A 10,319-nucleotide genomic window follows, 5' to 3' on the forward strand; every position below is an offset into this window, starting at 1 on the left:
GCCGCCGCAGACCCGGTTCGATTTGCCAATCCGGCGTGGCCGGTAATCCCATAGGGCAGGGGAGGAGAACGGGCGCAAACCGAAAGGATGCGGGCGCGCTCGGCATTTTCACCAAACGCGCCAAAAGGGTGAACGCGGCTTGAACGGCTACGACAATCGGCCAGTGGCGCTTATGCTTAGGTCGATCTTTCTGCTTTTGCGGCAAGTGCGAAAATCGCCGATCCCGGTCCCTTCTGCGACGAGGTGAGGGCGTGCAGTTTACCGAAACGGAACTGAGCGGCGTCTGGCTGATCGAGCCGAGGCCGATACTGGATGATCGCGGATCCTTCACCAGGATCTTTTGCGAAAAGGAACTGGCCGATTGCGGGCTTGCGACCCGCTTTGTCCAGCACAGCCGATCGCATTCGGCCCAAAAGGGCACGCTGCGCGGCATGCACTATCAGCAGGAACCCTATGGCGAGGTGAAGATCGTCTCGTGCATCAGCGGCGCCATCTACGACGTGGTCATCGATCTGAGGCCGGATTCGCTAACCCGCCACCGCTGGATCGGGTTCGAGCTGACGCCGCAAAACATGAGGCAAGTCTATATCCCGGCCGGCTTTGCTCACGGGTTCCAAACACTGAGCGATAATGCGGAGGTGTCGTATCTCATCTCGCAATTCTACACGCCCCACGCCTCGACCGGCGTTCGCTACAACGATCCTGCCTTTTCGATCAATTGGCCGCTGATGCCCACCACGATCTCAACCAAGGATCGTGCCTGGCCGCTGCTTGCAAAGCTGGTCTGCTAGGCCGTCGCGAAGGCTGCATCGGCAAGCAGGCCGTGCTCGGCCAGGAGCGATGCGGCCGCCGCAATCTCGGTGAACGACAACCCCGAGCGCTCCGCCATCGAAAGCAGCGAATGGTTCCCGTCGGCGAGGTTCAGCACCCATAGCAGCGCGATCGAACTCAGCCCCGTCGACGTCTCCCCCCCGAGCGCGGCATAAAGGCCGCGCCGGCCGAGTTGCGGTTCGCCCTTGGGGAAGAGATTCAACGGCGTCCAGTCCCCCTCCACGATGTCAATGACGTCCATCAGGATGCGGAAGGAGGAGGCCAGGTGCTCGGGCCGGATGAATTGGAGATCATCGGCCGAGGTATGGTACTGCGGGAACGTGCCGAAGGCGCTTCGCTGGAACATGCCAACGGGAAGATTGAAGCCCGGCGAGCAGAATTGCCGCTCGTCATAGCCGTAGGGCCAGAAGTCCAGCAATGTGGCTTTGCTTTCGCGGCTGAGCACATGAGCCATGGCCCGGTCGATGTAGGCGTCGCCGCGGCGGCTGCGCTTGTAGGTCGGACCGCCGGCGTCTCCCGCGCAAGACACGACAAGGCCATGGTCGATGCGGCCGGTGCCCGCTTCATTGTGCGCCAGCCAGGCCAGCGATCCTATCGTTCCAGGCGCAAACAAGAACCGGTAACTGTAGCGGGTCCGTCTGGACCTGAGGTGGCGGGCAATGGTCGCCAGCAGCGCCAGCCCGGAACAATTGTCGTTGGCCAGCGATGGATGGCAGATATGCGCGGACAGGAGGAATTCCCGGTCCGTGAGCCCTCGGTGCAGGTATTCGCCATAGGTCAGGCTTCCGTCCTTGAACTCGGAATCGATCTCCACCCGATAAAGACCGTCGGGCAATTCGGCCAGCCGGTTGTGGGCCATGCAAAAGCCCCAGGTCTCGGCATAGTACGAGGTGCGGTAGGGGATGAGCTCCGGCTGTTCAGGCAGGGTGTGGATGTGCCGCTTCAGCTCCTGTAGCGACAACGTTCCGTTGAACGGCGCGCTGTAGCTCACGACGTGCAGGTTGCAGTCCGCGAAATCCACGATCACACGCCCGTCGGGCCCGGTGATGCGCGCGGCGCGGATGTTCCATTCCCTCGGCACCGTCCAGTCGAACACCTGCGTCCCGGTGGCGACCTCGCGCCGTTCCAGTCCGACGTGGCCCGACAGGATATCCAATGTCTGGCGCACGCCGTTTCCGGTGATGCTCCTGCAGATCGGGAAGAGCCGTTCGGCCAAGGCGTAGATGTCGTCGCCGACACCGGCGTCAGGCGGCGATGGATTGAAACCGTCGGGCTTCATATGCTCCATGCCCGATCAGCTCGCAGCCGCCTCCAGGGTCCGGGAGGTCTCGCAAAACCGCATGCGCGCATCCAAAAGACCGCTGGCCACCAAATGCTTGATGTGGCCGATGCGCTGGAACCGCGGGCCCTCGAATTCCTCGAGCGTAAGGTCGGAGCTGCGATAGGCCGCAAAGAGCTGCTCGGCTCCCTTGCGGGCGTCCCATTGCGGCTTGAAGGCGGGAAGGACGCGGGCGATCTTGTCGAAGCTGACGCGGTAGGAGCGTGTGTCAGGACCCGCATCCGGCGCGAACTCGAGCCGACAGCCGGGAACCACGCTCGCAACGATCTCGGCGATGTCGCGAATCCTGTAGTTGTGGGGGGTCTGGCCGACATTGAAGGCCTGGTTGTGGATGCTTTCGCGCGGCGCCTCGAGGCCGGCGATGAAGGCGCGCGAAATGTCTTCGATGTGGACGATCGGCCGCCACGGGCTGCCGTCGGATTTCAGCAGGATGACGCCTTCGGTGACCGCCCACGCGACAAGATTGTTCAAGACAATGTCAAAGCGAAGCCGCGGCGACAGGCCGTAGGCGGTGGCCGGGCGGAAATAGACCGGCGAGAAGTCGCGATCGGCCAGCTCGGCGATATCGCGTTCCGAAAGCACCTTGGACCAGCCGTAGGGCGTCACCGGGTTCAGCCCGCCGGTTTCATCGATGATGTCCTCGCCGGCAAGGCCGTAATTGCTGCAGGAGGAAGCGTAAAGGAAGCGCGCCACGCCCGCGGCCTTGGCCGCGCGGGCGAACCGGACGCTTGCTTTGTGGTTGATTTCATAGGTCAGGTCCGGGTCGAGATTGCCCAGCGGATCGTTCGAGAGCGCCGCCAGATGAATGACGGCGTCGAAGCCCTCGAGGTCGTGAGGCTCGACATCCCGGACGTCCTTGCGGATCGAAGGAACGGAAGCCTGCTTGCCGCCGGCGGCATAGGTGCAGCGCTGGTAAAGATCGCTGTCATAGCCGGTTACGGCGTGACCCGCCTGCAAAAGCATCGGAACCATCACCGAACCGATATAGCCTTGATGGCCTGTGACCAGAACTTTCATCGCACACCTCTTTTGACGTTGTTGGCTTACAGTACAACCGCCGCTTACGTGTTGACGGCGATCGGAATGATTTGCGCCGGCTCGTCGGCGCGATTGAAGCGACGAAAGACCAGCTGCGAGGGACGGCCGACAAGGAACCGTTCGACGCCGCCGTCGAGCGCCCGGGCATAGATGGCCAGCGCCCCGTCGACGGCCTCGATTGTCCGCGCGATCGCCTCGTTGTCGTGGGCGTAGCTGACGACGAGGGACGGCATGAGCACGCCGCGCCTGATCGTTTCCTGCAGGAACAGGCTGCGGAAAGCCTGCGATGGCTGTTTCCCGGCGTCGAGCGTGGTGAACGCAAGGCAGGAGGGCCGGCCAACCGGTTTGACGTGGTCGGAGAGGCCGTGCCTTCTGGCCGCATCCTCGACGCCGTCTCTCAGTTTGGCGCCTTGCCGATAGAGATGCTCTATCACGGGCTCGTCGCGGTAGATGCGCATCGTGGCAATGGCCGCGGCCAGCGAATGGGTTTCGGCGCCGTGGGTCGTCGACAGCAGGAACACCCGCGGCCGGTCGGTGTGCTCCAGTCCGCCCAGCCGCATGTATTCGCGTTTTCCGGCCAGCGCCGATACCGAAAAACCGTTCGCCAGCGCCTTGCCGAAGCAGGAGAGGTCGGGCTCGATCCCATAGACCTTCTGCGCGCCGCCGGCGTGCCAGCGAAACCCGGTGATCATCTCGTCCAGGATGAGCAAAGCGCCATTCTCGCGGCAAAGGCGATGCACTTCGTGCAAGAACCCTTCTTGCGGGTCGTCGGCGCGCGCCGCCTCGAGAATAAGACCCGCGATCTTGCCGCGGTTTCTGGCAAACAATTCCTCGACGCTGGTTATGTCGTTGTAGCGGAAGGTCAAGGTCAGCCGCCGCACCGTCTCGGGTATGCCGGCGTTCATTGCGGTGGTTCCGATGAACCAGTCGTCAGTCGAAAAGAAGGGGTGATCTGCGCAGCAGGCGATGAGGTCGCGTCCGGTGTAGGCCCGGGCAATGCGCACCGCGCCAGACGTCGCGTCGGATCCGTCCTTGCAGAATTTCACCATTTCGGCGCCTGGAACAAGGTCCAGGAATGTCTCGGCGCAGTCGATCTCGATTCGAGCAGGCCTGGTGAAATTGCAGCCTCCGCCAAGCGCTGCCTCAACCGCCCTGAGCACTGTCGGATAGGCATGGCCCAACCCGACCGCGCGGTTGCCCATGCCATATTCGATGTATTCGTTGCCGTCGACGTCCCAGACATGGCAGCCGAGGCCGCGCTCGATGAAACCGGGCGCCAGCACGGGATACTGGTCTTCGCCCTTGGCGTAGGTATGGCTGGGGCCCGCGTGTATGATGCGCGCCTTCTCCTGCACCCGCCGTGACTTGATGAACTTGCCAAGATGTTCAGACATGCGACCCCACCTGTTCGCCTGGAGTTTACATGTTCACAGCTGCAATTCGCGCTCCCAATAAGGTCAACGCCGCCTCGCTCAAAGGGCGTATGTCGGCCCTGGCCGAGACCGTCCTGCACGGTCGAAGCCGTGACGAGCTTGAACTATCCGACCCTCCTGGAGGCCTTGCCCTCCAGGCCGCCTTCAGTTCAGATTCAGGAACAGCGGCGAGCGCGATTTTGCCACTAATCCCGGCCAAGCCCCTAGGCGGCCGTGCCCGGGACCTGGAACGGCGGCTTTGCCTTTGCTCCACAAAGGACGGCTCAAGCAGCGTCGGCCAGTCCGGACGTGGCGTTCGAGACCAACCCCAATTGCCTGAACAACGACGTCGGCAGCCGGTCTTTTCGTCAGCTCAAGAGATTGCCCATGAAGGACCCAAAGATCCACAACCCTATTGCCGGCGCAAGAATCCATCTTGCCTCGTATATGCTCTTGTCCATGTAAAGGTGCTCTTGTTGATGAAGCCGGTTCGGCATCTGCGACGCCACCGTCACGAAAACATCCCGATCAGCGCGAGAACGGCTCCGGCCACCAGCAGCAGCCACGACAGACACTGCAGGACCACACCGGCCCTTTCCAGCGCCTCGAGACGACGCTCGACTTTGCGGCTGTGGTCCATTGTATCGGTTTGACGCATCATGATCCCATTCCACCGATCGCCCTGCACTGTGGACGCGCGCCACGCAGCGTTTCTGGACCGCGGCTGGGACAGCAACGGCGATTGCGACGACCTTAGCCCGCGGCGCGGGTCCAATGCCGAACATTGTCGCGGGAAGGGGGCATTTGTCCGTGAAGCATGTCACACGGTGAGCAGGGTCTTTGCGGTGAGCGATCCAAAAGCCATGGCAATCTCGCCATCGGCGGCAAACGAACGGCGCTGTCGCTATCGCCTGTTCCATTCTGGGCCATGATGAAGGGCATGCGACTTGCATGGCTTGAGCAGTCGGCGCCGCCAGCGCCGGCCAGCGCCCCTGCATCGTCAGGGGCGTGAGGCTCGCCGGGACGGGCGGGGAAATTCTCCCCGGCGAGCCTTCGATTTGCGGATTCTGTGATCAACTGTCAGCCAGCGTGCAGGCGCCTTGGCCAAGCGTCGGATTCGCCGCCCGGCCGCGAGCCGGCCACTATCGCATATAGCAGGCAGGTCTGGACAAGGACTTTGCCGTCGAGGAGCGCGCCCGACCATCCCGCCACTGGGGCGGGATGGCAGCGGGCCATCCTTATCTCTGGCTGTGAACGCGAAACGAGACGACCGCAACCCGACAGGCGCATTGACGAAGCGCTGCTTGGCGATTGTGCGCTCATCATCCGCCACCGAAATTCCCCGATGGCGGATGTGAGATTGTCATTGGCGATCAGACTGCAGACGAAGAATTCACCTCCGGCGGGAAAAGGTCGTTGATCTTGTAGGCGACCTCGGTCCGGTTCGTCGCTTTCAGCTTTTTCATGATGTTGCGGATGTGGACCTTGACCGTGCTTTCCCGCAGGTTCAGCTCATAGGCGATGATCTTGTTGGCCTTGCCCCGCCGCAGCGCCTGAGCCACTTCCGCCTGCCGGATCGTGAACATTCCGGTGAGCGTCGGTGTTTCGCGCCCGCCGGTGTCCAGCAGGTGCCGCATGGCAAGGACACTGCTGGCCGGAACGAAAATGCCTCCTGCCACAGCAAGGCCAATCGCCTCCACGCACACGTCGATTCCGACCGAAGTCGGGATGTAGCCGCGCGCGCCGCATTCCAGTGCCCTCAAAATCTGTCCCAGGTCGTCCGTATCGGCCAGTATGACAACGGGCACCGCTCGGAACTCAGCGGCGATTCGCGAGATTTCGTCCGAAATCCCGGCATCGGTGACCTTTCGGCCGCCAAGGTTGAAAAGGACCGCGCCCAGAGGCGGATGCGAAGCTTTCTTGGCGCGCCACTGCTCGACCGAGCTCATGGCGCCCACATCCATACCAAGGTCGTGATCGATCAGCGCCTTCGCCAGGCATTCCCGGTCCAGCGCTCGGCTGTCGATGATGAGCAGGGTCTCGGCCCATGCTCCGGGTCCAGGGTCAATCGGCGAACCGGACCGCGTGGGGCCAGCACCGTCCCTTGCATTCCCCTGTTGTGAACTTGAGTCGTATAATCCTGTAACGGAAGTCATACAAATACCCACCCTTTCCACGCAGATCGCCACCAGGCGACCGTTCAGAGCCCCTTCAAAAAAAGCCTAGAGAGAAAGTTGCAGTCCCCACCCGTATGCGAGCGCTTTGGGCAACTTCCGCCCCAGCGGTAGTTTCTTTTTGGCCCTTCGCTTCCGCAGGGCGAGAACCAGACCCCTAGAGTATGTAAAAGCCAAAACTTTTCGTTAACATAGGTTAACTTACCAAAAAATAGTTCCATGGTGTTAGGAAGCGTACAATTGTCTTGCGCCGGCTGCAGAAAGTTCGGCGGCATCCATGCCGAATTACATCAACCGCAGGTATTCCTTGTCGAAGCCGGCAAGCGCCACGAGTTTTTTTCTGCTGAGCACCTCAACCCAGCCGGCCTTGAAAGAAATCATTTCCAACTTTCGCAACTCTCCGAGAGTCCGGTTTACGTGTACGGGCGTCAATCCGAGGATGTCTGCAAGTTCCTGCTGAGTGAGAGGGCATTCGTACCGCCCGCCCGATGCCAGGCCGTAAGCCGAGAGCCGCTCCTCCATTTCGAGGAGAAAGTGAGCGGTGCGGCTCATGGCGTTGCGTCGTCCGGTGTTCATCAGATGTTCTGTCAGGATCGAGTTCTGGCGAGCGATCGCGCGTGTGAGCATGTTGCCCAGAGGCCTGTGAAGGAGCGTGGCGCTGGCAAGGGCGCGCCTGGGAATTTCGAAAAGCGACAAATCCGATATTGCCGACAGGGTGGCGATGCTGGGGCCGTCGACGGCTCTTACGCCGATTATATCACCCCTGAGAGGCGTATCGATTATCTGGCGATCGCCATTTTGCAGGCCGCGCTGCAGGCACGCCCATCCGGATTGCACGATGAAGATCCTGGTGTCGACTTCACCCTGGCGGCTGACAATCGAATGCGCCTTGTACTCCTTCGCGACAAGCTTCAAAAATGAGTAGGGCTCGCTTTCGTCCCGCGTCAAAGACGCGCCAATAGGATGCGATTTTATGAATTGAAGCAGTGTTTGATTGTGCATGGAAAAGCTGTAATTCGTCCCGCCAGAAGCACAACTTACGATAGATTACTTAGAAGAACCAGATAACCATCCCCTGTGCCCCAGTACTGCCTTTGCGGGAGACATCATACCATTGGCTTAGTGAATCTTCTATTTACGGATATTTTTACCCGCTCCTCATCCAATTTGGCAAGCCATGACGCACCCCCCATCTGTCACGGGAGCGGATGTTACCTCCAAAAGTTCGTTGACGGAATATTGGGGGCAGGTCGATTATCCCTGCGCTCGCGTGAAAATTGCTCATGCGGCCTGTCCGCACTCTTGAGGGGCAGGATAGGGGGGCCGTCGCCCCACCCGCCCAGCGGCTCCCCTATCGCGGCTTGGCTCAGCTTCGCCCCGAGCGACTCCTGAGCTGAGCCGTCCAAGGCTCTCAGACACCCTTCCTAGAAACTACGGCGTGGCGGTGCGGCAGCTATGACGGCTTGGCGCGGCCTGCCACTTCTTGGATTGTGAACCAGCGGGTCGTCACGACGGTTCGATCGTTCAAGCGGCAAAGAGAAGGGTCACGACCCTGCGGGCCAAACGATCGTGTTCGGGCCTGGCCGGGATCGTATGGGAGCAGGCGTCAGCGTGCTACCGGTCAGTCGCGACAATTCAAAAGCTCTTGGAAAACCGTACCCAAGGGCCGCCATTTACCGCGGCCAGGGCAGATGTGGCGATGCGCATTTTTGGGTCCGGGATTCAGGCGTTGCCTTGCGGCGCAGCCTGGACCAACCACTTTCGGGAGAGATGCTCGGTCTCACCTGGCTCGGCATTGCCGTCAAAGGCGGCAATCAACCTGTTGGCGGCAATGCTTGCAATATGGGTCTCCGGCAGGTTCGCCTTCACCTGGCAAGCCCGCTCGTAAATTTCCAGCATTTTTCTGAGTTCTTTCGGCCCAATGACGCGCAGTCCAATCAGACCAGACATGCAGGCACCCTCCCTCAGAAAGTGCAGGAACGCTTCGGCTTGCCAGTTAGCGCCCCACTTCGTTCTAGCACGCGCCGAACGTAGCATAGGTTTTTGCAAATGGAAGCGGCGCCATCCGTAGACTACAGGAACTTAATGTCGCAGATCGGCACTGTTCTTTTGGCTGCCTGTCCGTGCGATCCACCCCCGTTCTGTCGGGAAATCCGCCTTTTGAAGCATGGAGCCGACAAATTGCATTGAGCCGGGCTGGGCTTGCCGGATGCCCTCTCGTTTGGTGAGGTGGAACAGCCCGCAACTCCTAAATCAGAGCGCTGAGATGTGGTCGTTATTTCACGGCCACAAAATGCCCTTCCCGTGAAGCTTATTTTCGAGCATAGGCTGGATTTGGCCAAGCCGCTTTTCAGATCCACGGCGCGCCGACGGTTCTTCACTCGTTAGCCGGAAGCTCCGACGCGCCGAGGTGCTGCGGTTTTGCGAGACGAGAAGCAGCCTGCGAGTCTGGCCGGGACTTGAAGCGTGCGGCTGCGCGGTTTCCGTGACTGGGCGGCTGGTTCGCAGCACTCGGTCACGAGGTGCGGTTGATCCCGCCCGACTATGCCAAGCGGGACCGAAGCACCGGCGCCACGGCACGAATTTACTCACGAATCGCGGCGTCGTCAGTTCTCCCCGCTCGTAACCGAACCGACGACGGACGACCTTCAGGATAGCGCAAGCCCGCCGCTCGCTCTCGCCACCTCGTTTGACGATGTGTTAGGGCGGCGGTGCTTCGTCTGCGCCCTCGAAAACGTGAAATTCGTGCCGGGACGGGCAGCATCGGACCCGAGTGAGGTAGGGGTGGGGTGGAGGCAAGGCGCGCACTACTGGTCCGAACTGTCTTTCAGTCGCGCCAGATGATCTAGGCAAACCTGTTCCACGAGCCTATGGAGTTCGGCTGTGCGTTCCCCCAGCCAAGCGAGCGCTTCCTCGCTGATGGCGTAGTGCCTGGAATACCGGGCTTTGACGTAGGCCTCGTTCAGCGTGTTGAACCAGGCACGGTGGCGTTGCTGTTCTCGCGGCCACGCTGCAGTCAGCCGTCGATCCTGGTCCTCCGCCAGTGCCCGCAGGAACATCAGTTTGTGCGAAGGTGGGCTGTAGTGGGTAAGGACCAGGAGTACGGTCGCGTAGGCATGTTCGATCGCTTGATGAAGCGCAAAGGCCGCATCTTTTCTCCACTCGCTGTCTGCCCGCGATCTGGCGAGTTGGAACTCAAAGGTCTCCAACCAGCGCTTAGTACCCGACAACTTAATACTAAAATTCCCCTCTGCCGCGTCGTATGCCTCGCGAGGGGTCAGCGGCTTCGGCTCGGCCAGCGGCTCTTCATCCAGTTCATAAAGCACGATCCCTTCGCGATGGATATCGCTGAAGAAATACTGCCCTTGGCGCAGGGCGGTGTTGACGAAACGGCGGCTGTGCACGATGAAGCTGGTCGGGGTCTTGATGGCCCGGTCGCGGACCAGTCGATCCTTCGCCTTATACCAGTACTCGAAATCACTGAGCTTGCTGTTGTTGACGATCACCAGAATGTCGAAATCGCTG

Annotated in this window: 9 protein-coding genes; 1 reads left to right on the plus strand and 8 read right to left on the minus strand. The window is 60.9% G+C overall.

From position 1 onward, the window contains the following. The first annotated feature begins 251 nt into the window (after window positions 1–251). Window positions 252–791, plus strand: a complete 540-nt coding sequence (gene rfbC, locus MAXJ12_RS25205) for a dTDP-4-dehydrorhamnose 3,5-epimerase (protein WP_008838890.1) — start codon at window positions 252–254, stop codon at window positions 789–791. Here the strand turns inward: rfbC and MAXJ12_RS25210 are convergent. The 8 genes from MAXJ12_RS25210 to MAXJ12_RS25240 form a co-directional block, all read right to left on the minus strand. Then, window positions 788–2,110, minus strand: coding sequence for a DUF4910 domain-containing protein (locus MAXJ12_RS25210; protein ID WP_008838891.1), 1,323 nt, complete (start codon window positions 2,108–2,110; stop codon window positions 788–790). The genes rfbC and MAXJ12_RS25210 overlap by 4 nt on opposite strands. Window positions 2,111–2,125: 15 nt before the next feature. Continuing rightward, window positions 2,126–3,187 (minus strand): NAD-dependent epimerase/dehydratase family protein, encoded by a 1,062-nt coding sequence (locus tag MAXJ12_RS25215; RefSeq protein ID WP_008838892.1) that lies wholly within the window; start codon window positions 3,185–3,187, stop codon window positions 2,126–2,128. A 44-nt stretch (window positions 3,188–3,231) separates the two neighbouring features. Continuing rightward, on the minus strand, window positions 3,232–4,602 hold the full coding sequence (locus tag MAXJ12_RS25220) for a glutamate-1-semialdehyde 2,1-aminomutase (protein WP_008838893.1): 1,371 nt from the start codon (window positions 4,600–4,602) through the stop codon (window positions 3,232–3,234). A gap of 529 nt (window positions 4,603–5,131) precedes the next feature. Continuing rightward, window positions 5,132–5,281 carry a hypothetical protein gene (locus tag MAXJ12_RS37770; RefSeq protein WP_008838895.1) on the minus strand — a complete coding sequence of 50 codons (150 nt, stop codon included), beginning with the start codon at window positions 5,279–5,281 and terminating at the stop codon, window positions 5,132–5,134. A 712-nt stretch (window positions 5,282–5,993) separates the two neighbouring features. Further along, window positions 5,994–6,776 (minus strand): helix-turn-helix transcriptional regulator, encoded by a 783-nt coding sequence (locus tag MAXJ12_RS25225; RefSeq protein WP_139044038.1) that lies wholly within the window; start codon window positions 6,774–6,776, stop codon window positions 5,994–5,996. A gap of 303 nt (window positions 6,777–7,079) precedes the next feature. After that, window positions 7,080–7,796, minus strand: coding sequence for a Crp/Fnr family transcriptional regulator (locus tag MAXJ12_RS25230; RefSeq protein ID WP_008838897.1), 717 nt, complete (start codon window positions 7,794–7,796; stop codon window positions 7,080–7,082). A 720-nt stretch (window positions 7,797–8,516) separates the two neighbouring features. Further along, entirely contained in the window at window positions 8,517–8,744 is a 228-nt protein-coding gene (locus MAXJ12_RS25235; protein ID WP_139044034.1) for a hypothetical protein, read from the minus strand. Window positions 8,745–9,601: 857 nt separating this feature from the next. Next, window positions 9,602–10,319 (minus strand): HEPN domain-containing protein (locus tag MAXJ12_RS25240; protein WP_008838899.1); only part of this gene is annotated, 718 nt, incomplete at its 5' end.

This window comes from Mesorhizobium alhagi CCNWXJ12-2 (genome assembly GCF_000236565.1).
Taxonomy (GTDB): Bacteria; Pseudomonadota; Alphaproteobacteria; order Rhizobiales; family Rhizobiaceae; genus Allomesorhizobium; species Allomesorhizobium alhagi.